Origin of the sequence: Virgibacillus necropolis, assembly GCF_002224365.1 — a bacterium.
Classification (GTDB): domain Bacteria; phylum Bacillota; class Bacilli; order Bacillales; family Amphibacillaceae; genus Virgibacillus_F; species Virgibacillus_F necropolis.
In genome coordinates this window covers 590,707-612,962 of sequence record NZ_CP022437.1, presented here as the reverse complement: position 1 = coordinate 612,962, position 22,256 = coordinate 590,707, and the positions used below count along the sequence as shown (strand labels likewise).

Sequence of the window (22,256 nt, the reverse complement as noted above, 5' to 3'; positions counted from 1 at the left end):
TATAAAACAATAATTAGATTGACTTACCATGTAATCGATGAGATTTCCTTTTCTAGTATGAAGGTAAGTTCATGAAGATAGGAAGAATTGCCGGAAGCAAGTGTAGGAGTATCTTTAACGGTATCAACTATAATAACCATTCTTTATTACTATTAAACATCTACAATATTACCTGTTCCACTAGTAAGATTCAACTCTATTTTTTATTGACTTCTTGAAAAGGTATGTTTAATAGATAAGGAAGCCAGTTTTAAGTGGCTTCCTAGTCCCTATTATCCTTACGGTTCCATTACAAGATTTGGTTTCTTTTGCAAGCTATGCTCTCCATCGATAAATCTTACTGTACCACTTTTCGCACGCATAACAACTGTTTGAGTAGTTGCCTTTGTGCCTTTGAATTGGACACCTTTTAACAATTCACCATCTGTTACTCCTGTTGCAGCGAATATAGCGTCATCTCCACCACAGAAATCATCCATTGTTAATACCTTATCAAAATCAGAGATACCCATTTTTTTGCAACGTTCACGTTCTTCTTCATTTGACGGGATTAGCTTTCCTTGTAGTTCTCCACCTAAACATTTTAAAGCAACTGCAGCCAGTACACCCTCTGGTGCGCCACCGATACCAAATAAAATATCGACTCCAGTATCATCAAATGCTGTATTCATTGCGGCAGCGACGTCACCATCAGAAATCAACTTGATTCTAGCGCCAGCATCGCGAATTTCCTGAATCAATTTCTCGTGGCGAGGACGATCTAATACAATTGCTACTAGATCCTCTATCTGTTTTCCTTTAGCCGCAGCTACGATTTGTAGATTTTTAATTGTCGAGTAGTTAATGCTTACTTTTCCAACAGATTCCGGACCTACTGCAAGCTTGTCCATGTACATATCAGGCGCATGCAAAAGGGATTTATGATCAGCAATTGCAATAACGGCTAGCGCATTCCATGTACCTTGTGCAACGATATTTGTTCCTTCCAATGGATCAACAGCTACATCTACGCTTGGGCCAGTCCCTGTTCCAAGCTCTTCACCGATATAAAGCATTGGTGCTTCGTCCATTTCCCCTTCCCCAATTACAACCGTTCCTTGCATCGGGATTGTATCAAAAACATCACGCATTGCTGATGTTGCTGCATCATCAGCTTCCTCTTTTTTTCCTCTTCCCATCCAACGAGCTGAGGACAAAGCAGCAGCTTCTGTTACACGAACTATTTCCATGGTTAAACTTCTTTCCATGATTTAATTCTCTCCCTCTTATTATGTATTTAGTAGAATATTAGTGCAATATTATAGAATAAAGAACACCACCTGACCTATAAGAAAAGCACAAGCACCTTCGAAAGAATCGGCGCTGCAGCTAGACAGAATAAAGGCCAGGGATGCCACACTCTAAGAATTTTGAAATTGGTCTACTTCATGTTCTGACATTTCTTCACGCCATACATTTGCACCCAAGTTAATCAATTTATCGGTAATTTTTTCATACCCACGATCAATATGCTCAAGGCCAGTAATTTCAGTAATTCCATTTGCCATTAAACCAGCAACTATTAAGGATGCCCCAGCGCGTAAATCAGAAGCTTTTACGCGGGCACCTTCCAGCTGAACAGGTCCAGATACGATTGCTGATCCACCTTCAACTTTAATTAAAGCATTCATTCTTCTTAATTCATCTATATGCTTTAATCGTGCTGAATAAATAGTATCTGTAACCACACCTGTGTTAACAGCTTTCGTTAATAATGTAGTAAACGGTTGTTGTAGATCTGTTGGGAACCCTGGGTAAACCAAGGTTTTGATATCAACACTTTTCAGTGGACCTCTTGGTGCAATAAGTAGTTGTTCATCACTTTCCTCAACAGTTACACCCATTTCACGAAGTTTCGCCAAAACAGACTCAAGATGCTGCGATATTACGTTATCAATTACTACTTCACTACCAGCCGCAGCCGCAGCAATTGCATACGTTCCAGCTTCAATTCGGTCTGGAATAATCGTATGGGTACATCCATGAAGCGATGAAACACCCTCGATACGAATTACGTCCGTACCAACACCTTTAATTTTAGCACCCATGTTCGTTAACAATGTCGCAACATCAATAATCTCTGGCTCTTTGGCAGCATTTTCAATAACTGTTTTCCCTTTTGCCTTAACCGCTGCGAGCATAATATTAATTGTTGCTCCTACACTTGAAACGTCTAGATATATACGTGCGCCAGTTAGTTCTTTTGCTCGTATATAAATAGCCCCTTGTTCGTTGGTAACAACAGCTCCAAGCGCTTCAAAACCTTTAATATGCTGATCAATTGGGCGAGGTCCTAAATGACAGCCACCTGGCAAGCCAATAACAGCTTGATTAAACTTTCCTAGCATTGCACCCATAAAATAATAAGATGCACGTAGTTTCTTAACCTTGCCATTTGGTAATGGCATTGAAATCATATGTTCAGGGTCGATATCCACCTTTTGGCCATCCCATTCGACTTTCCCACCGATTTCTTCTAGTAAGTCTCCAAGGGTGTAAACGTCAGAGATTTCTGGTAACCCCTCAATCGTTACGTTTGAATCAGCCAATATGGCAGCGGGTAATAGCGCAACTGCACTATTTTTCGCACCACTAACTCGAACTTTTCCTTTTAAAAGATTTCCACCTTCAACTAACATTTTTTGCATTTAGTACCCTCTTTTCGAGGCTGTTCAAATATTTTTGAACACTCATGTTTGATTTGTTATCTTAGGTTGTACGATTTTTCCAATTTCATTCCCTAAAATTTACTAATTTTTATGTGAGGGGCATTTTTTTTAGTTACTTATTCCAATCTGCTAGAAACTTTTCAATTCCTTGGTCAGTTAGTGGGTGTTTTACTAGTTGACCTAAAACTTTATAAGGAATAGTTGCAATATGTGCACCATTTAATGCTGCATCAGTCACATGCAATGGATGTCTAATTGAAGCGGCGATAATTTCCGTATCAATATTATGACGATCAAAAATACCAGCAATCATTGCAATAAGATCCATACCATCTTGTCCGATATCGTCTAGACGACCTAAGAATGGTGAAACATAGGAAGCACCTGCACGAGCCGCTAAAAGTGCTTGATTTGCATTAAATATTAGTGTTACATTTGTCTTTATCTTTAAATCGCTAAATGTTTTAACAGCTTTTAGACCTTCAAGTGTCATCGGTACTTTTACGGTAATGTTAGGGGCAATTGCTGCGAGTTCTTTTCCTTCTTCAATCATACCTTCTGCATCTTCAGCAATTACCTCAGCGCTAACAGATCCAGAAACTTCTTCTGTGATTTCCTTTAAACGATCATGGAACGATATGTTTTCTTTTGCTACTAAACTTGGGTTTGTTGTTACACCCGCTAAAATACCTAATGCGTTAGCAGAACGTATATCATCAATATTCGCTGTATCAATAAAAAATTTCATGTAATTTCCTCACTTTCTTACAGTATTCGTGCTTTATTTTCTAACTTCAAAGTGCTCTTCAGTCATTTACTTATGCGGTCACCCAAGACCAGGCTCCTACGCTTGGTTAGACGAACCAAATTCGCGCATTTTTCCTATAACTGTTTCTTTAATCGCGTCACGGCCAGGTCCCATGTATTTTCTAGGATCATATTGATCTGGTTGTTCAGCTAGTACTTCGCGAATTTTTTTCGCTTGAGATAGTTGGTTCTCGGTATTTACATTAATCTTTGCGCTTCCCAATGAAATCGCGCGTTTAATGTCTTTTGTTGGAATGCCTGTTCCACCGTGCAATACGAGGGGGATATTTGTCAGATTCATTACTTCTTCCATTCGATCAAATCCAAGATTCGGCTCACCTTTGTATGGTCCATGAACAGATCCTAATGCTGGAGCAAAGCAATCCACATTTGTTTCCTTAACAAGTCTTTCACATTCAGATGGAATAGCGTAAGCCGCTTCTGCATCTTCAACAATTAAATCATCTTCTTGTCCACCAACACGGCCAAGTTCTGCTTCCACAGATACACCGTGGAGATGTGCAAGTTCAACTACTTTTTGAGTAATTGCTATGTTTTCGTCTAATGGCAAACTAGATGCGTCAATCATAACAGATGAAAATCCTGCTTGAATAGCTAGTGCACATTTATCAAAGCTTGAACCATGGTCAAGGTGAATAGCAACAGGAACAGTGGTCTCGTATTCTTCCATTAATGCTTTAACCAAAGCTACAACAACTTTAAAACCACCCATGTATTTGCCTGCACCTTCAGAAACTCCTAAAATTACTGGAGATTTTTCTTCTTCAGCAGCCTGCAGAATTGCTTGAGCATATTCCATATTGTTTAAATTAAATTGTCCAACTGCATAACCATTTTCTTTGCCCTTTTCGAGCATTTCTTTCATTGAAACTAATGGCATGATAAAATCCTCCTCTTAGATGAGTCCGCTCCACCTATTTTCAATTAATTTAGCTACAGTATAAGAATACCAATTAGAGTATCAAGTCGCAACAAAAGAGTGAATTATCTAGATAGGATAAGAAACTTTCTACCTCACTATATCATTTACTATCTTGCATACATCCACGATATTAAATGGTTTAGCCAAAACATGCTTGATCAAAGAACAGGAATCAGCTTCTTGCATTAATTCTTCAGCTAGTCCACTCATTAGAATAGCTGGTATCAGTATATTTTCTTTTTTTAACTGATGTAAAATTTGCAGACCATCCATAATTGGTAACTTATAATCCAAAATCATCAGATCAAATGTACACGAATAACCATGATCCAAAGCTTCCTGCCCCGTATTAGCTGTCGTTACTTGATACCCTTCATTTGTTAATACCTCTTCTAGTAAAAAGCGAATACCAGGTTGATCATCTACAACTAAAATATGCTTTTTCATCTCGTAATCCTTAACCTTTCCTTATTCTCTTGTTTCAGGTCCCCTATTACCAAACTTTCTTTCTATAGTATACAATTATCGCTGATTTTCCGTATAAGAATCAAGACCAAAATTTTGCCGGGGCTATATTCGGCAAAACCCGCATATAAAATGTGCGGGTTTTACCATTATCTATTAGTGGTGATTTTCAATATTAGTTACAACCGAACCGATAAACCCTTTGAATAATGCTTGTGGGTTAGTTGGACGCGATTTAAATTCTGGATGAAATTGGCAGGCAATAAACCATGGGTGATCCGTTATTTCAATCGTTTCAATCAAACGACCATCAGGACTAGTTCCTGAAAAAATAAACCCGTTATCTTCCATTTGTTGCCTGAAATCATTATTAAATTCAAAACGATGACGATGACGCTCGTACACTAGGTCTTCATTATCATATGCCATTTTTGTTTTGGTTCCATCTTGTAATTTACAAGGATAAATACCTAGTCTTAATGTACCACCAAGATCTGATATATTTTTTTGTTCTGGTAATAAGTCAATAATCGGGTATGGCGTATTTGGATCTATTTCTGCAGAATGCGCGCCTTCTAAGTTAAGTACATTTCGTGCAAATTCGACTGTTGCAAGTTGCATTCCGAGACAGATGCCAAAGAAAGGTATATTGTTTTCACGAGCATAGCGAATCGCTTCAATTTTCCCTTCAATTCCACGGTCACCAAAACCACCCGGGACAATGATTCCATCAACACGTGATAGTTCATGCTGGATTGTTTCTTTATCTAATTTTTCTGCATTAATCCAATGAACAGATACATCTGTATCATACGGATAACCTGCATGTTTTAGCGCTTCCACAACAGATAAATAGGCGTCTGGTAATTCGACATACTTTCCAACCAAACCAATGGTCGCAGTTTTTGACAAATGACGAACCTTGTTCACTAATCCCTTCCATTCATCCATGTCTGCTGTTTGACATTCTAATCCAAAATGATCACATGCTAACTGATCTAAATGTTGTTCTTGCAACGCAATTGGAATTTGATACAGAATGTCAGCGTCACGCATTTCAATAACTGCTTGTTCGTTAATATCACAGAACAACGCAATTTTTTCTTTCATGTCTTTACTAATCGGCAATTCGGTTCGTAGTACTATTGCATCAGGTTGAATTCCTAATGAACGCAATTCTTTCACACTATGTTGGGTAGGCTTTGTTTTCATTTCTCCTGCCGCTTTGATATATGGTACTAACGTACAATGGATGTACATGACATGGTCACGACCAATATCACTTTTAATTTGCCTTATTGCTTCTAAAAATGGTAGGGATTCGATATCACCGACAGTTCCACCAATTTCAGTTATAACAACATCAGCCTTTGTAGCTTGACCAGCACGATAAACCTGTTCTTTAATTTCATTTGTAATGTGGGGAATTACTTGAACAGTGCCACCTAAATAGTCACCACGACGCTCTTTTTTAATGACACTAGAATACACTTTTCCAGTAGTAATATTGCTATATTTATTTAAATTTATATCAATAAAGCGTTCATAGTGACCAAGATCAAGGTCTGTTTCGGCCCCATCTTCTGTTACAAAAACTTCACCGTGCTGATAAGGACTCATTGTTCCAGGATCAACGTTAATGTATGGATCGAATTTTTGAATGGTTACTTTTAGGCCACGATTTTTTAGCAATCGTCCTAAAGATGCTGCTGTAATTCCTTTACCTAGCGATGAAACCACACCGCCCGTTACGAAAATATATTTAGTCACGTTGCATCCCTCTTTCTATTTATAACCTTATCATCTCAAACTTTAGGTATATTATTGCCAAAAAACAAGAAAAGCGCTCCCCCACTATTCAGGGGGAACGCTTTGTAAATGTAAATTTCACGAGCCCAATAAAAATTGTAGCATAAGGGTCGAAAAAGTCAAGCGTATATTTGGTTACTTTTTGCCTTTTTTCTTAACCTCTTCTTTGTCATCCTCGTCTTCTTCGTCTTCAAATTCTTCATCATCGTCATAATCTTCATCATCGTCATCGTGATAATCGTCGTCATCGTTATCTAGGTCATCCGACAATTCTTCGATATCCTCGTCAACAATGTCCAACTCTTCTTCATCATCGTAGTCATCTTTCTTTTTTGCTTTTTTCTTAGCCGCTTTCTTTTTCTTTTTCTTCGGAGCAGCAGCAACTTCTTCATCACGTTGTTCAACTGTGTACCAACGCTTTAATCCCCATAAATTAGAGCCTGGTGTCATAAAACGCCCATCAATATTTAAATCTGTATAAAATTGTGTAATGTTAGTTTCTTTTTCTTTTTCTGAAAATCCTTTTAGTTCTGCAATTTTTTTGAAAATATCCCTAAAGTCCACTGCCTTCTTTTTATCCAATAAAATCAAATTCGCTAATTCAATCATGGACATTTTCGAGATTTCCTCGTGGCTGTATTTTTTCAAGCTCACGGTAATGCACTCCCTTTATATGTAAAATTATTAGTTAAGATTTCCTTTATGCCGATAACCATATCTTACATTATAAACAACTCTTTACCAAATATGCTAGAGAAATACACAAAAAAGTTGAGAAATCCATGTTTTTCTCAACTTTTTGTTCATTTTTTAGACTTTGCGTCTAGAATCGTTTGAAATTAGCCGGCTTTTGTTAATTTAGCAAATCTCTCTCGACTATGCTTTTCGCCGCTGAACAGTCGCCTACGCTTTTCTTTTTGTCTAGCTCCGCGGGCTAGCGGTTCGTGACCTAAGCAACAGACACTTCGAGCACAAAGCCCAGTGCTCTACGGTCTTTTGCTTACGCATTTCACCGCTGAGCAAGCCCGCTACGCTTTTCTACCTACATATTCCTTCTATATTGTCCGCCGACTTCGTATAGGGCGTTTGTGATTTGGCCTAGGCTTGCTACTTTTACTGTTTCCATTAATTCTACAAAGATATTTCCATCATTTGCGGCCACTTCTTTAAGCCGTGTGAGTGCTGCTTCGTTATGTGCTTCATTGGTCTTCTGGAATTTGTATACTTCGTTAATTTGATGCTGCTTTTCTTCCTGTGATGCACGAGCAAGTTCCATTGAGTCAATTTGATCATCTGTAGGTGGGGTTCGGTTCAGGTACGTGTTAACCCCAACAATTGGTAATTCACCGGAATGTTTTTTTCCTTCATAGTAAAGTGATTCTTCTTGAATTTTTCCGCGTTGATATTGACGTTCCATTGCACCAAGCACGCCACCACGATCGTTCATTTTTTCAAATTCCTGCAAAACTGCTTCTTCGACAAGATCTGTTAATTCATCGACAATAAATGACCCTTGTAAGGAATTCTCATTTTTTGTCAAACCAAATTCTTTATTAATAATCATTTGAATTGCCATTGCACGACGGACTGACTCTTCTGTCGGTGTTGTGATTGCTTCATCATATGAATTGGTGTGCAAGGAATTACAGTTATCTTGTATCGCAAGTAAGGCTTGCAGAGATGTACGGATATCATTAAAGTCAATTTCCTGTGCGTGCAGTGAACGTCCTGATGTTTGAACATGATACTTCAGCTTTTGGCTTCTTTCGTTTGCACCATATTTTTCCCGCATGGTAATTGCCCATATACGACGAGCCACTCTTCCAATTACCGTGTATTCTGGATCAAGTCCATTTGAGAAAAAGAATGATAGGTTTGGTGCAAATTTGTTGATGTCCATTCCTCTACTCAAGTAGTACTCCACATACGTGAAACCATTAGCTAATGTGAATGCCAATTGCGTGATTGGATTTGCTCCCGCTTCCGCAATATGATAGCCCGAAATAGACACTGAATAGTAGTTACGTACTTCTTTGTCGATGAAGTATTGTTGAATATCACCCATCATTCGTAATGCAAACTCTGTTGAGAAGATACACGTATTTTGACCTTGATCCTCTTTTAAAATATCTGCTTGCACGGTACCACGTACTACTGCAAGTGTTTCATCTTTTAGTTTTACATATTCTTCTTCGCTTGGCTTACGGTTATTTTCTTTTACAAATTTATCAACCTGTTGATCGATTGCTGTGTTGAAAAACATTGCTAGGATAATTGGTGCTGGGCCATTAATTGTCATGGAAACAGATGTCATTGGATTAATTAAGTCAAAGCCATCATAAAGCTTTTTCATGTCATCCAGTGTACAAATATTTACACCACTTTCGCCAACTTTCCCGTAAATATCTGGGCGTGGAGCTGGGTCTTCACCATAAAGTGTTACAGAATCAAACGCAGTTGAAAGACGTTTTGCATCGCCATCTTTTGCTAGATAATGGAAGCGACGATTCGTACGTTCAGGTGTCCCTTCACCAGCAAATTGTCGAGTAGGATCCTCACCTTTACGTTTAAATGGAAATACTCCAGCAGTAAATGGGAATGATCCTGGTACATTTTCCTTCATCAACCATGTTAAGCGCTCGCCCCAGTCTTTAAATGTTGGGAATGCAACTTTTGGTATTTTTAGTCCTGAAAGTGATTCGGTCGAGATATCCATGTTAATCTCTTTATCCCGCACGGAAAATGTCATGGTGTCTTGCGCATAGCTTTCTTTCGTTTCATCCCATTTAGCTAGCATTTTTTTAGCGTTCGAATCAAGTTTTTCCTCGTATGCTTCGATTGTTTGATCAATTGTGCTCGCGACATGCTTATCATCAATGGTCTCTTTTACACCATGAAGCTGGTAGAGCTTGCGGGCAATATTACTTTGCTTTTCAGTGTTATCGTGATAATTACGGATATGTGTGCCAATCTCACGTAAATAGTGACGACGCTCATTCGTGATGATCATGTTTTGTTTTTCTGCAATAATGTTACGGTCAAATCCGATCTCATCGCTCCAATCGTACCTTTCATTCAACGTATCAATGAGCGATGCAAAAAGCGCGTTTGTCCCTGCGTCATTGAATTGGCTTGCGATTGTTCCAAATACCGGGAACTTCGTTTGATCCTGATGGAACAACATATGGCTACGTTCATATTGTTTACGAACTTGATTTAATGCATCTTCAGAACCTTTTTGTTCAAATTTATTAATAACAATAAAGTCAGCAAAATCAATCATGTCAATCTTTTCAAGCTGTGATGGTGCCCCAAACTCAGCTGTCATCACGTACATCGATAAATCCGTGATCTCGGTAATCGCGGCGTCACCCTGCCCAATTCCACTTGTTTCAATAATAATAAAATCATAACCAGATGCACGTATTACATCGATAACATCTTGAATCGCTTTTGATAGCTCGCTCCTTGAATCACGCGTTGCGAGAGAGCGCATGTAAACACGGTCTGTAAAAATAGCATTCATACGGATGCGGTCGCCTAGTAGCGCACCACCGGTTTTCTTTTTTGTAGGATCAATTGAAATTACTGCAATTTTTTTATCTGGAATTTCATTTATATAGCGACGAATCAATTCATCGGTCAATGAACTTTTTCCAGCCCCACCTGTACCTGTGATCCCTAGTACTGGAGTTGCTTTAGTTGTTTTCTTTTGAAGTGACTGTAAAACCTTTTGTTTTGCCGACGCGTCTACTTCGTTGTTTTCCATATAGGTGATAAAACGCGCCATTGCCTGACGGTTACCTTTTACTAGCTGATCTTGATCCTTTTCTACGTCGATTGGCGGGATATAATCACATTGTTCTAGCATGCGATTAATCATACCCTGAAGACCATATTTACGACCATCTTCTGGGGAAAATATCCAGTCTACTCCATATTCGTGCAATTCCTTAATTTCACGCGGGATAATTGTGCCCCCACCCCCACCATATACTTTTATGTGATCAGCATGATTTTCTTTTAATAAATCAACCATGTATTTAAAATATTCAACGTGACCACCTTGGTACGATGAAATTGCGATACCTTGTGCATCCTCTTGAATTGCCGCATGAACAACGTCTTCCACAGAACGGTTGTGCCCTAAGTGAATAACCTCTGCTCCGCTCGCTTGTAAAATTCTACGCATAATGTTTATGGATGCATCATGTCCATCATACAAACTTGATGCCGTTACAAATCGAACAGGGTTTGTTGCTTTATAAACCTGTACTTGTTCCATCATCAATCCTCCCATCTATTCGTATTCGTTAACTTATTATTTCATAGGCTGTTTATTTGTTATGTCTAAGCCTTGTAAAAGGTAGTGAATTTGACGATCTATATACTCATCTAATGTAAATTGTTTTTGTAGCATCCATCTTCTGAATCCCCACATTTGACCTTGTATAAATATGTTATTTGCTAAAAGCTTTGCATCCTGTTTCGGAACAGATTGTGGTAAGCATGTGAGAATGACACGCTCAAGCATTCCAACCATATCGCGCTCTTTTTGCAGCACGTAGTCTTTTGTATCTTTTTCCAGTGATTTAACCTCTTGATACATGATAACAACTTCTTCCTGCATTTCGTCCATCAACTGGAAATAGGATTTGACCACATTGATAAAATTTTCGACTGATGGATCTTGCAAATCAATTGCTGCTTCAAGTCGTTCTCTTACTTGAAGATAAATCGTATCACAGACAAGAAATAGTACATCTTCCTTTGTCCGAATATATTCATAAAGTGTACCAATGCTAAAACCAGATTCCTTCGCGATTTCTCTTGTTGTTGTCCGGTGAAATCCTTTTTCTTTGAAAAGCGTCATCGCGCCTTTAATCATTTGGTTTCGCCTTTTTTCAATTAGGTTTTGATCTTTCACAGAAGAAAGGATTTGTTTTTGGGTCATTTAGTGTACCCCTCCCTTTTTCCATTTTTGATACCAATCAATTGCTTGTTGGTAAGGATCACTTGTTGCATCAATTGGTGAAAAGTCAGCGTTTGTGTCGATGAAATCTTTTACATCACGCCATATTTCCTCCCGAACCAATTCATATACTTCTAATCTTTGTTGATCCGTTCTGCGCCTTTCTCCTTCGTTTGTCGAATATAGAAAGTCGTGATGTTCGTTTATCTTTTTCCAAAGCTTATCAATGCCTTTGTTCTCTGTACTGACGGTTTTGACAATAGATTTCTCATGATTATGTGTAGCTGTCATCATGACAAGTTCCTTCAAAAGCGTTTTCAGTTTTCCGTAGCCAGGTAGATCCCCTTTATTAATAACAAATAAATCAGCAATTTCCATAATGCCTGCCTTGAAAATTTGCAGGACGTCACCACTATTCGGTGTTAAGACAAGTGCAGTTGTATCAACAACCTTCATTATATCAAGTTCTGACTGACCTACACCAACTGTCTCGACAATTACAACGTCAAATCCATAGGCATCACAAATTCGAAGAGCGTCTTTGGTAGCCCGCGAAAGCCCACCTAAACTACCCCTAGTTGCCATGCTTCTAATATAGACTCCATCGTCTGTGAAGTGTTGATTCATTCGAACACGATCACCTAGTAAAGCGCCCCCAGAGAACGGACTAGTAGGATCAACGGCAATTATTGCAACTGTTTTTCCCTCCGCACGAATAGTTGTAATTAATTGGTTCACAAGTGTACTTTTGCCTGCACCTGGGGGACCGGTTATACCGATATGCCGAGCGTTCTTTTCCACGGAAAAAACATCACGCATGAGCGATAGTTTATCAGGATGGTCATTTTCAACCATGGTAATTGCCCTGGCCAATGCTCGTATATCGTTATTTTTCATCCGCTCTACTAGAGTGTGCATGTGGTACATCCTTTCCTACTGCGTCCGACTTCTACGACTTTGTTAGCATTCTACCGATTACTAGCCGTTGGATTTCATTAGTGCCTTCATAAATTTGGGTAATTTTCGCATCACGCATGTAGCGTTCTACTGGATAGTCTTTCGTATAACCATATCCACCAAATACTTGAACCGCTTCAACCGTAATTCTCATGGCAGCATCTCCAGCAAATAGTTTAGACATTGCTGATTGTTTACCATATGATAATCCATTTGATTCGAGCCATGCAGCTTGATAGGTTAATAGACGGGCGGCTTCAATATCCGTTGCCATGTCTGCTAGTTTGAACGAAATTCCTTGATTTTGAGCAATTGGCTTACCGAATTGCTTACGTTCTTTTGCATAATCAACCGCTGCGTCCAGTGCTCCTTGAGCGATACCTAACGCCTGAGCCGCAATACCATTACGCCCACCGTCAAGTGTTGACATAGCAATTTTAAAACCATCTCCTTCAGCCCCAAGCATATTTTCTTTCGGAATACGGCAGTTTTCAAAAATTAATTCAGTTGTAGGAGATGAACGAATTCCCAACTTCTTTTCTTTTTTACCAAAAGTAAATCCATCTGTTCCTTTTTCAACAACGAATGCACTGATACCTTTATGATTCGCAGCCACATCTGTTTTAGCAAAGACTAAATAAAGGTCTGCTACCCCACCGTTAGTAATCCATACTTTGCTGCCATTTACTATATAATCATCTCCGTCTTTTTTAGCAGAAGTTCGCATGGATGCTACATCACTTCCAGCTCCCGGTTCAGACAGAGCATATGCCCCTAGTGCCTCGCCCGTTGCTAAGCGTGTTAGGAAGTTTTTTTTCTGTTCTTCATTTCCATACGTAAAAATTGGCCAGCTACAAAGTGAAATATGTGCAGAAAGTGTTACACCTGTTGATGCACATAGGCGTGAAAGTTCTTCAACTGCGATTACATAGCTTACATAATCAGAGCCGATTCCACCATATTCTTCTGGCCACGGAATACCAGTTAACCCCAATTCAGCCATTTTGTTAAAAATTTCACGGTCGAAACGTTCTTCTTCGTCACGTTCTGCAGCAGTAGGTTCCACTTCCTTTGTTGTAAAATCACGGACCATTTTGCGCAGCATTTCCTGTTCATCGGTTAGTTGAAAGTTCATCTTTATGTGCCTCCTATGCTTTTAATAGATTTTTTGCTATTACGATATGTTGGATTTCGCTTGTACCTTCGTATATCTCAGTTATTTTTGCGTCACGAAAAAATCGTTCAACCGGATAGTCTTCTGTATAACCATAGCCACCATAAACTTGAACAGCTTCGATTGAAACATTCCGAGCGGTTTTTGATGCATAAAGCTTTGCCATCGATGCTTCCTTATTACAAGCCATGCCTGCTTGAACCATTGCCGCAGCTTGATAGACTAATAGCTTCGATGCTTCCACGTCTGTTGCCATATCAGCTAATTTAAAGGAAATTCCTTGGTTATGTGCGATAGGTTTACCAAATTGTTCCCGCTCTTTCGCATAAGTTACTGCATGTTCAAGTGCAGCCTCACCGATCCCTAACGCTTGCGCGGCAATTCCGATTCGCCCGAAGTTTAAATTCGCCATTGCAATGTTAAAGCCTTCTCCTTCATTTCCAAGAAGCTGTTCTTCTGGTACAACACATTGGTCAAAATTTAATTCAACCGTTTTTGTGCCATGCAGGCCCATTTTCTTTTCCGTCTTCCCAATCGAAAGGCCGGGTGTATCTTTTTCCAAAATAAATGCACTTACACCTTTTGCACCTTTTTCACCACTGGTTCGGGCAAAGGTAATGTATGTATCTGCCACACCACCATTTGTAATAAATGTTTTGGATCCATTTAGAATGTAATTATCTCCATCTTTTTTAGCCCTAGTTTTCAGACTTCCTGCATCAGACCCTGCACTTGATTCAGTTAATGCAAACGCACCTAAATACTCACCAGAAGCAAGTTTGGGCAAATACTTTTTCTTTTGTTCTTGTGTTCCAAAATAAAGAATAGGATTTGTACCAACTGATGTGTGAACAGATAAAATAACACCGAGTGCCGCGCTTACTTTGGAAAGTTCATGAATAGCAATAATGTAAGAAGTAAAATCCATGCCACTTCCACCATATTCTTCAGAAATAGGGATTCCCATTAAGCCAAGCTCAGCCATTTTTTGGATTAGTTCCTCTGGATGGCGGTCTTCTTCTTCCATTCGTTCTACTTCTTTTGCCACTTCCTTTTGTGCAAAGTCGCGAACCATTTTCCGCATCATTTCTTGTTCTTCAGTAAAATGTATATTCATGTTGTGACTCCTTTTTGTTTTATGGGGACTTTCCCCGTATTAATACTGATAGAAGCCGCGTCCGCTTTTTTTACCGAGCCAGCCAGCCTTCACATATTTACGTAATAATGGACATGGGCGGTACTTGCTGTCGCCAAACCCTTCGTAAAGTACTTCCATTATAGATAGGCAAGTGTCTAGACCAATGAAATCAGCTAGCGTCAATGGTCCCATTGGGTGATTCATACCAAGCTTCATCACGGTGTCGACATCTTCTACAGAAGACACACCTTCGTAAACAGTGTAGATTGCTTCATTAATCATTGGCATTAAAATTCGGTTGGCAACAAAGCCAGGGAAGTCTTCAACTTCAACTGGTACTTTGCTAAGTTTTTTTGTCATATCCTCTATTGCTTTATACGTTTCATCACTCGTCTGCAAGCCACGTATGATTTCGACAAGCTTCATGACCGGAACTGGATTCATAAAATGCATACCAATAACCTGGTCTGGTCGTTTTGTTGTAGCAGCAATTTCTGTAATTGGAAGTGATGATGTGTTTGACGCTAAAATAGCATGCTTTGGCACGATAGTATCAAGTTCGCCAAAGACTTTTTCTTTTACAGCCATATTTTCAACAACCGCTTCAATCACAAGATCACAATTCTGTGCATCTTTCAGCTCAGATGAGGCGACCAAACGGCCTAATGTATCTGCTTTATCCGATTCACTAATTCGTTCCTTTTCAACTGCACGTGCTAATAGTTTTTCGATACGCTTCAAGCCTTTGTCTAATGCTTCTACGTTCATATCATTTAATAAAACTTCAAATCCAGCTTGGGCACAAACTTGCGCAATTCCGCCACCCATTTGACCTGCACCGATGACCATAACTTTTTTTATTTCCATGGGTCTACCTCCTTGTTCAACTTGATAGATCGACTTTTTAGTGTTTGCGATCGACTTCCTGGCTTTATCGATCAACTTTTTGGAACTTCAACTAAAATAGCGTCACCTTGACCGCCGCCACTACAAATTGCAGCTACACCAAGTCCTCCGCCACGTCGTTTCAATTCATGGATTAATGTTAAAATGATGCGCGCACCACTTGCTCCGATTGGATGTCCTAGCGCTACTGCTCCACCGTTTACATTCACTTTTTCTGGATCAATTCCGGCGATTTTTCCGCTGGCAAGTGATACAACAGCAAATGCTTCGTTGATTTCATATAAATCAATGTCATCTGTTGAGTGACCAGTTTTTTCTAGCAATTTATTGATAACGAGTCCAGGAGTCTCAGGGAAATTATGTGCTTCAACCGCAACCTCTGCATGCCCTAGAACCGTTGCCATTGGTGTTTTGCCAAGTTTTTCTGCCTTTTCATCTGACATGACGACAAATGCAGCCGCACCATCATTAACTCCTGGAGCATTTCCTGCGGTAACCGTACCATCTGAACCAAATGCTGGGCGTAATTTCGCCAAACGCTCTAATGTTGTATTCTTCCGTGGCGCTTCATCTGTATCTACAACGATTGGATCACCTTTACGTTGTGGAACTTCAAGAGATACAATTTCCTCGGCAAACTTACCATCGTCAATTGCCTTGATAGCACGTTGATGGGAACGATAGGACCATTCGTCTTGTTGTTCTCTTGATAATTCATGCTTATCCGCCGTCCCATTACCATAGTTACCCATGTGAACACCTTCAAATGAACAGGTAAGTCCATCATGGATCATCATGTCTTTGACAGATTTGTCACCCATCCGGTTACCCCAGCGAGCATCAGGTAAGAAATATGGTGCATTGCTCATGCTTTCCATTCCACCAGCTACAATGACGTCCTCATCTCCGAGACGAATTAATTGATCTGCAAGTGTTACACTACGCATCCCTGATGCACATACTTTATTAATTGTTTCTGTTTTTACGTTCCAAGGAATTCCAGCTTCTCTTGCCGCTTGTCGTGATGGAATTTGGCCTTGGCCACCCTGCAGGACAGTTCCCATGATTACTTCATCAATTTCTGATTCATCTAAGCCCGCTCGATCAAGTGCTTCACGGATTGCTTTTCCACCTAATTGTGAAGCGGTAAAGGGTTTTAAAGCTCCTCCAAATTTCCCAAACGGTGTACGTGCTCCAGATACGATTACAGTTTTTGCCATTTAATTTCCATCCCTTTCTTTTCTAAAAAAATTAGTTTTGTTTGTTAACGCTTTCTTTTTTTGATTGAACGCTCGCTCAATATTAATACCCTAATAAAGAGAGGTATTAATCTACCTCTCTATTAGTTTAAGCTGTTTTAGCTTTTTCTTCAACAAATACTGATAATGCTAGAATTTCAGCAACGTCCAGTGTACTAATATCCTCATCTACATCTTTTGCTTTTGTACCATCGCTTATCATGGTCATACAATATGGACATGCGGTTGAAATCATAGTTGGTTCAACAGCCATTGCTTGCTCTGTCCTTGCAACATTAATGCGGTTACCAGTTGTCTCTTCTTGCCACATTAAGCCACCACCAGCTCCACAGCACATTCCATTTTCGCGGCTACGATCCATCTCTACTAATTCAAGACCTGGAATCGAGTTGAGTATTTCACGGGGTGGATCATAAACACCATTATATCTTCCTAAATAACAAGAATCATGATAGGTCAATCGTTCATTAATTTCACCACGCGGTTTTAACTTTCCATTCATTACGAGATCATAAATCATTTGTGTATGATGGTAAACCTCTGCTTCGTATCCGAAGTCAGGATACTCATTTTTAAATATATTGTATGCATGAGGGTCGATTGTAACGATTTTGGTCACACCATTTTTCTCAAATTCTTTAATGTTTTTCTCAGCGATTTCCTGGAATAAAAACTCGTTCCCAATACGGCGAGCCGTATCGCCAGAATTTGCTTCCTTGTTACCCAAAATTGCAAAGCTGATTCCCGCTTGATTCATTAGTTTCGCAAATGCAATCGCAATTTTTTGACTACGACTATCATAAGCACCCATTGAACTAACCCAGAATAAGTATTCAAAATCCTTTTCTTCCTTTTTCAATTCTTTAACAGTTGGAATATGGACCGATTCATCCGTTTCACGCCACTTAATACGGTCTTTTTTCGACAATCCCCAAGGGTTTCCTTGACGTTCAATATTCGTCACAGCGCGCTGTGCTTCTGGATCCATTTTACCTTCTGTCATAACAAGATAACGACGCATATCAATAATCGTACCGACATGTTCATTCATAACAGGACAAGCTTCTTCACAGTTGCGACATGTTGTACAACCGGCAAGTTCTTCCTCTGTAATAACATCACCAATTAGGCTAATGTCTGCCATATTATTTTCTGCTTTTTGTTCGTCACCACTTTGTGTCATGCTTGCTAATTGGTTACCAGATGTCCCTGCAAATGCATAAGAAGGAACCCATGGTGATTTCCCAGTAATAGCTGCACCTTTTGCGGTCAGGTGGTCGCGGACTTTTACCATGATATCCATCGGTGACAGCATTTTACCTGATCCTGATGCAGGACAAACATCTGTACAACGCCCACACTCTACACAAGCATAGAAATCTATCATTTGATGTTGCTCAAAGTCTTCTACTTTTCCTACTCCAAATGAAATTTCTTCTTCACTTTCTTCAGCATCTTCATCAATGTCAAAATCTAGCTTTTTCAGTTTACCGGGTACACGTTTGCTTAAAAATACGTTTATTGGTGCTGCAAGCAAGTGTGCGTGTTTTGATTGTGGAACATAAACTAAGAATGTCAAAATAGTCACGGCGTGCACCCACCAGGCAACATAAAATAAAACCATAGCGGCTGCCGGGCTTATCCACCCAAATGCGAGCGCTACTAAACTAGCAATCGGTTCTGTCCATGTGGCCGCATGACCATGCCATATCATTGCAAACCCGTTTCCTAATAAAACGGATACCATTAATGTTCCAATAAAAATTAATACGAGTCCTGCTTTAAAGCCACGCTTCAAGCGAACTATTTTCTCAATATACCTACGATAAAATGCCCAAATAACAGCTACTAATATCGTTAGGGTTACCAATTCCTGAAAAAATGTAAAAGCAGGATATAAAGGCCCAAATGGCAGATGATTTCCTGGCGCAAGCCCCTTGACAAACATGTCAAGCGCGCCAAATTGAACGAGTAGGAAACCATAGAACATCATTACGTGAATGGTTCCAGACTTTTTATCCTTTAACAGCTTTGATTGGCCGAAAACAATTTTACCAATTCGACGAAAGCGTTCTTTAAAGTCACCATCAAACTCTGATTTCTTACCAAGTTTAATGTAAGCTACACGAGTTGCTATAACTTTAACGAATAAATACAAGCCATAGATGACGATAGCTATGAAGGCTACCATATTAAGAAGTAAAAATGTATCCACTTTCCGCTCCCCCTTTTATTCTAGTATACCGAAAAATGTTAGCGATTGCATTTTCCAGAAAAATATATTTGTTCTAATGCTATATTACTTATAATAAAGATGAATGATCATTCAGTCAATACTATTTTACTTAATTAAACCAGTTGGCATAAAAGTTTAAGTCTAGTTTCCCCTCCCCGATATTCATAAAATCAAGCAATTTTACATTTAAACCAATTATACTTATAGTTAATGTGAAGTACTTATAACGTGGAGGGTTTTAGATGCCAAATCTTTTTAATCTAACAAGGAATTCATTTTCTACCTTTGTAAAAGATCTTGATGAAAAAACAGCCGATATCCAGCCTGAACAATTTAATAATAACATACACTGGCATGTCGGACATGTTCTCGTAACTGCTGAAGCGTTACTATTCGGACACGCTTCACAATCCGCGAATTTTCTTGAAGAGTTTAATGAGTTATTTAAATCTGGAACAAAGCCAGCTAACTGGACCGGAGAAGTTCCGACTATTTCTGTGCTTGTTAACCATTTAGAAGAACAACAAACTCGTATCAATGAGCTTTCAGATGAATTTTTTAAACAAGATTTACCTTATACATTGCCATTTGGAAATTTCAAAACTTACGGCGATATAGTTGACATGTTAATCATGCATGAAAATGAGCACCTTGGAAAAATGAAGGCTATGAAACAAGTAGTAGAAGCAGCCTAAAATAATACAAAATCCTAGCATTTCATCTATGCTAGGATTTTTTTGTATTGTTTTACATCTTTTCTGGTGCTGTAACTCCTATTAATTTAAGTGCATTGGCAATTGTTGTTTTAACTGCCTTCATTAGAGCTAATCTTGCTTTCGTTAACTCTTGATCATCACTGAATACTTTTTCAGCATTATAAAAACTGTGTAAAAGGGATGCTAAATCAAAAACATACTGCGTTACCTTGTGTGGTGTGCGTTTGATTGCCGCATCTGATACTGTTTGCGGGAATTCGCCCAATTTTTTCAGCAAGTCTGTTTCTTTTTCAGCCGTTAACAAGGAGGCGTCGAAATCTTTTCCAATTGTAAAACCCTTTTCCTCTGCTTGCTTAAGCATGGTACAAATTCTTGCATGCGCATATTGAACATAATAAACTGGGTTTTCATTTGATTCTGAGCGAGCAAGGTCCATATCAAAATCAAGCTGTGAATCGTTTGAACGAGTAACAAAGAAATAGCGTACCGCATCAATTCCTACTTCTTCCATTAACTCGCGCAACGCAACGGCTTTCCCAGTCCGCTTACTCATTTTTACCTTTTCCCCGTTTTCAAACAGGCTCACCATTTGGATTGTTTTCACTTCAAAGTTTTCCTTATCGTATCCAAGTGCTTGAATTGCTGCAGTCATTCTTGGGATATAACCGTGATGGTCAGCCCCCCACACATTAATTACTTTGTCATAGCCACGATTAAATTTATCCTTATGATACGCAATATCCGGTGTTAAATAGGTATAACTTCCATCCTGTTTAATCAACACCCGGTCCTTGTCGTCGCCAAAATCTGTTGAACGGAACCATGTCGCACCATCTTTATCGTACATGTAATTCTTTTCCCTTAAGATATCGAGTGCTTTTGTCACTTTATCTTCTGTATATAAAGACGTTTCAGAGAACCAGTTATCAAAAACTACACGAAAATCTGCGAGGTCCTCTTCAATTTTGCCAATCTCATAGCTTAGTCCATATTTTTTAAAATACTGAAGACGTTCCTCTCGTTTGGTATTAGCCCACTTTTCTCCAGTCTCTTTCGCCAACTTTTTACCTGCCTCGATAATATCTGCTCCATGATAGCCATCTTCTATCATATCAACGTCTTTACCAAGCGCTTGTAAATAACGCGCTTCGATGGATAATGCCAGTTTATCAATTTGATTACCAGCATCATTAATGTAATATTCACGTTCTACATGGAAGCCAGATGCATCAAAAACATTGCATAGCACGTCACCAAATGCAGCACCACGAGCATGTCCAAGATGCAGGTCACCAGTTGGGTTAACCGAAACAAACTCAACCTGTACCTTCGCGCCTTGGCCTGTCTTTGTTTTACCGTAGTCATCACCAGCTTCAAGGATTGTTGAAACTAGTTCTCCAAGGTAATTACTTTTCATGAAAAAGTTGATAAACCCTGGTCCAGCTATTTCTACCTTTTCAACCTGAGCTTTCGTGTTGTCTAGTGAAGCGACAATTTCCTCGGCGATTTTGCGTGGCGCTTTTTTTGCAATTCGTGCTAGCTTCATCGCAATATTAGAGGCAAAGTCTCCATGTGCTTTATCTTTTGGTTTTTCTAAAATAATGGGTGGTAATTCACTTTCATTGGCAAGATTCGCTGCTAAGACAGCTGCTACTATTTCTTCTTTTAACGTTTCTTCTGTTTGTGCAAGTATATTCACTTGGAATCCTCCTTCATTAGTAGGGTCAATTGATGGTTACGTTCTTCTTGCCCGTTTAATTTCACGGTAAATGCGATGGATAGTCTCCCTGTACCACTGCTATTTAGTGGCTGGTATCCAAGTTTGTGTGTGTACGTTTCCATATGTATAGTTACGTGTGAATGCTTATAAACATTTTCTGTCGGTTGATTCACACGAAATTGTTGGTACATTTTGATATCGCCTGTTCGTTTGATACTTACTTTATCATCTTGTATCGTGATTAAGTTTTTTATCGAAAGTTGGTCATTTTTTTCCTGAAACGTAATGACATCCACGTTATTACGGCGATAAAAGTCGCCCGTGAAATGGGTTGTCACTTTTTCGGTTTCGCTTCCATCAGTAATATCCATATGAAGGGAACCTGATACAGATCGATGTTGTGCTTCCATTCTTTTATCGCTCCTGAATAACTCCTATAATTCCTC

The 22,256-nt window shown here is 39.2% G+C and carries 18 protein-coding genes; 1 reads left to right on the top strand and 17 read right to left on the bottom strand.

All coding sequences use genetic code 11. From position 1 onward, the window contains the following. Positions 1-278: 278 nt before the first annotated feature. The 15 genes from glpX to CFK40_RS02965 all read right to left on the bottom strand — a co-directional run bounded on the left by glpX (position 279) and on the right by CFK40_RS02965 (position 19,353). On the bottom strand, positions 279-1,247 hold the full coding sequence (glpX, locus tag CFK40_RS03035; RefSeq protein ID WP_089530616.1) for a class II fructose-bisphosphatase: 969 nt from the start codon (positions 1,245-1,247) through the stop codon (positions 279-281). Between the two features lie 153 nt (positions 1,248-1,400). Further along, positions 1,401-2,687 (bottom strand): UDP-N-acetylglucosamine 1-carboxyvinyltransferase, encoded by a 1,287-nt coding sequence (locus CFK40_RS03030; RefSeq protein WP_089530615.1) that lies wholly within the window; start codon positions 2,685-2,687, stop codon positions 1,401-1,403. Positions 2,688-2,820: 133 nt separating this feature from the next. Continuing rightward, positions 2,821-3,456 carry a fructose-6-phosphate aldolase gene (gene fsa, locus CFK40_RS03025; RefSeq protein ID WP_089530614.1) on the bottom strand — a complete coding sequence of 212 codons (636 nt, stop codon included), beginning with the start codon at positions 3,454-3,456 and terminating at the stop codon, positions 2,821-2,823. A gap of 96 nt (positions 3,457-3,552) precedes the next feature. Then, on the bottom strand, positions 3,553-4,416 hold the full coding sequence (gene fba / locus CFK40_RS03020) for a class II fructose-1,6-bisphosphate aldolase (RefSeq protein WP_089530613.1): 864 nt from the start codon (positions 4,414-4,416) through the stop codon (positions 3,553-3,555). A gap of 129 nt (positions 4,417-4,545) precedes the next feature. After that, entirely contained in the window at positions 4,546-4,905 is a 360-nt protein-coding gene (locus tag CFK40_RS03015; protein WP_089530612.1) for a response regulator, read from the bottom strand. 174 nt (positions 4,906-5,079) lie between these two features. Beyond that, the gene (locus CFK40_RS03010) at positions 5,080-6,693 is read right to left on the bottom strand and encodes a CTP synthase (protein WP_089530611.1); all 1,614 of its coding nucleotides are present in this window, start codon (positions 6,691-6,693) and stop codon (positions 5,080-5,082) included. A 174-nt stretch (positions 6,694-6,867) separates the two neighbouring features. Then, positions 6,868-7,386: a DNA-directed RNA polymerase subunit delta gene (rpoE, locus tag CFK40_RS03005; protein ID WP_089530610.1), complete on the bottom strand. Its 519-nt coding sequence runs from the start codon at positions 7,384-7,386 to the stop codon at positions 6,868-6,870. 388 nt (positions 7,387-7,774) lie between these two features. Further along, positions 7,775-11,017: a fused isobutyryl-CoA mutase/GTPase IcmF gene (gene icmF / locus CFK40_RS03000; RefSeq protein ID WP_089530609.1), complete on the bottom strand. Its 3,243-nt coding sequence runs from the start codon at positions 11,015-11,017 to the stop codon at positions 7,775-7,777. 36 nt (positions 11,018-11,053) lie between these two features. Next, positions 11,054-11,686: a TetR/AcrR family transcriptional regulator gene (locus CFK40_RS02995; protein ID WP_089530608.1), complete on the bottom strand. Its 633-nt coding sequence runs from the start codon at positions 11,684-11,686 to the stop codon at positions 11,054-11,056. Beyond that, positions 11,687-12,622 carry a methylmalonyl Co-A mutase-associated GTPase MeaB gene (meaB, locus tag CFK40_RS02990; RefSeq protein WP_089530607.1) on the bottom strand — a complete coding sequence of 312 codons (936 nt, stop codon included), beginning with the start codon at positions 12,620-12,622 and terminating at the stop codon, positions 11,687-11,689. 31 nt (positions 12,623-12,653) lie between these two features. Then, positions 12,654-13,796, bottom strand: a complete 1,143-nt coding sequence (locus CFK40_RS02985; RefSeq protein ID WP_089530606.1) for an acyl-CoA dehydrogenase — start codon at positions 13,794-13,796, stop codon at positions 12,654-12,656. Between the two features lie 13 nt (positions 13,797-13,809). After that, entirely contained in the window at positions 13,810-14,952 is a 1,143-nt protein-coding gene (locus CFK40_RS02980) for an acyl-CoA dehydrogenase (RefSeq protein ID WP_089530605.1), read from the bottom strand. A gap of 39 nt (positions 14,953-14,991) precedes the next feature. Then, positions 14,992-15,840 carry a 3-hydroxybutyryl-CoA dehydrogenase gene (locus CFK40_RS02975; protein ID WP_089530604.1) on the bottom strand — a complete coding sequence of 283 codons (849 nt, stop codon included), beginning with the start codon at positions 15,838-15,840 and terminating at the stop codon, positions 14,992-14,994. A 71-nt stretch (positions 15,841-15,911) separates the two neighbouring features. Beyond that, entirely contained in the window at positions 15,912-17,099 is a 1,188-nt protein-coding gene (locus CFK40_RS02970; protein ID WP_089530603.1) for an acetyl-CoA C-acetyltransferase, read from the bottom strand. Between the two features lie 127 nt (positions 17,100-17,226). After that, the gene (locus tag CFK40_RS02965; protein WP_089530602.1) at positions 17,227-19,353 is read right to left on the bottom strand and encodes a heterodisulfide reductase-related iron-sulfur binding cluster; all 2,127 of its coding nucleotides are present in this window, start codon (positions 19,351-19,353) and stop codon (positions 17,227-17,229) included. Between the two features lie 263 nt (positions 19,354-19,616). On the opposite strand from CFK40_RS02965, the gene CFK40_RS02960 reads away from it, so the two are divergent. Beyond that, positions 19,617-20,069 carry a DinB family protein gene (locus CFK40_RS02960; protein WP_089530601.1) on the top strand — a complete coding sequence of 151 codons (453 nt, stop codon included), beginning with the start codon at positions 19,617-19,619 and terminating at the stop codon, positions 20,067-20,069. A 52-nt stretch (positions 20,070-20,121) separates the two neighbouring features. Here the strand turns inward: CFK40_RS02960 and argS are convergent, their stop codons facing one another. Continuing rightward, positions 20,122-21,789 (bottom strand): arginine--tRNA ligase, encoded by a 1,668-nt coding sequence (gene argS, locus CFK40_RS02955; protein WP_089530600.1) that lies wholly within the window; start codon positions 21,787-21,789, stop codon positions 20,122-20,124. Next, positions 21,786-22,220, bottom strand: coding sequence for a YwiB family protein (locus tag CFK40_RS02950; protein WP_089530599.1), 435 nt, complete (start codon positions 22,218-22,220; stop codon positions 21,786-21,788). The genes argS and CFK40_RS02950 overlap by 4 nt, the downstream gene beginning before the upstream one ends. Positions 22,221-22,256 lie beyond the last annotated feature (36 nt).

Bases quoted from the DNA above. Each gene is read 5' to 3' on its own strand.
- fba (WP_089530613.1), bottom strand. From the start codon at position 4,416: ATGCCATTAGTTTCAATGAAAGAAATGCTCGAAAAGGGCAAAGAAAAT.
- glpX (WP_089530616.1), bottom strand. From the start codon at position 1,247: ATGGAAAGAAGTTTAACCATGGAAATAGTTCGTGTAACAGAAGCTGCT.
- CFK40_RS02970 (WP_089530603.1), bottom strand. From the start codon at position 17,099: ATGGCAAAAACTGTAATCGTATCTGGAGCACGTACACCGTTTGGGAAA.
- CFK40_RS02950 (WP_089530599.1), bottom strand. From the start codon at position 22,220: ATGGAAGCACAACATCGATCTGTATCAGGTTCCCTTCATATGGATATT.
- CFK40_RS03030 (WP_089530615.1), bottom strand. From the start codon at position 2,687: ATGCAAAAAATGTTAGTTGAAGGTGGAAATCTTTTAAAAGGAAAAGTT.
- CFK40_RS02980 (WP_089530605.1), bottom strand. From the start codon at position 14,952: ATGAATATACATTTTACTGAAGAACAAGAAATGATGCGGAAAATGGTT.
- meaB (WP_089530607.1), bottom strand. From the start codon at position 12,622: ATGCACACTCTAGTAGAGCGGATGAAAAATAACGATATACGAGCATTG.
- CFK40_RS02975 (WP_089530604.1), bottom strand. From the start codon at position 15,840: ATGGAAATAAAAAAAGTTATGGTCATCGGTGCAGGTCAAATGGGTGGC.
- icmF (WP_089530609.1), bottom strand. From the start codon at position 11,017: ATGGAACAAGTACAGGTTTATAAAGCAACAAACCCTGTTCGATTTGTA.
- fsa (WP_089530614.1), bottom strand. From the start codon at position 3,456: ATGAAATTTTTTATTGATACAGCGAATATTGATGATATACGTTCTGCT.
- CFK40_RS02960 (WP_089530601.1), top strand. From the start codon at position 19,617: ATGCCAAATCTTTTTAATCTAACAAGGAATTCATTTTCTACCTTTGTA.
- CFK40_RS03015 (WP_089530612.1), bottom strand. From the start codon at position 4,905: ATGAAAAAGCATATTTTAGTTGTAGATGATCAACCTGGTATTCGCTTT.
- CFK40_RS02995 (WP_089530608.1), bottom strand. From the start codon at position 11,686: ATGACCCAAAAACAAATCCTTTCTTCTGTGAAAGATCAAAACCTAATT.
- CFK40_RS02985 (WP_089530606.1), bottom strand. From the start codon at position 13,796: ATGAACTTTCAACTAACCGATGAACAGGAAATGCTGCGCAAAATGGTC.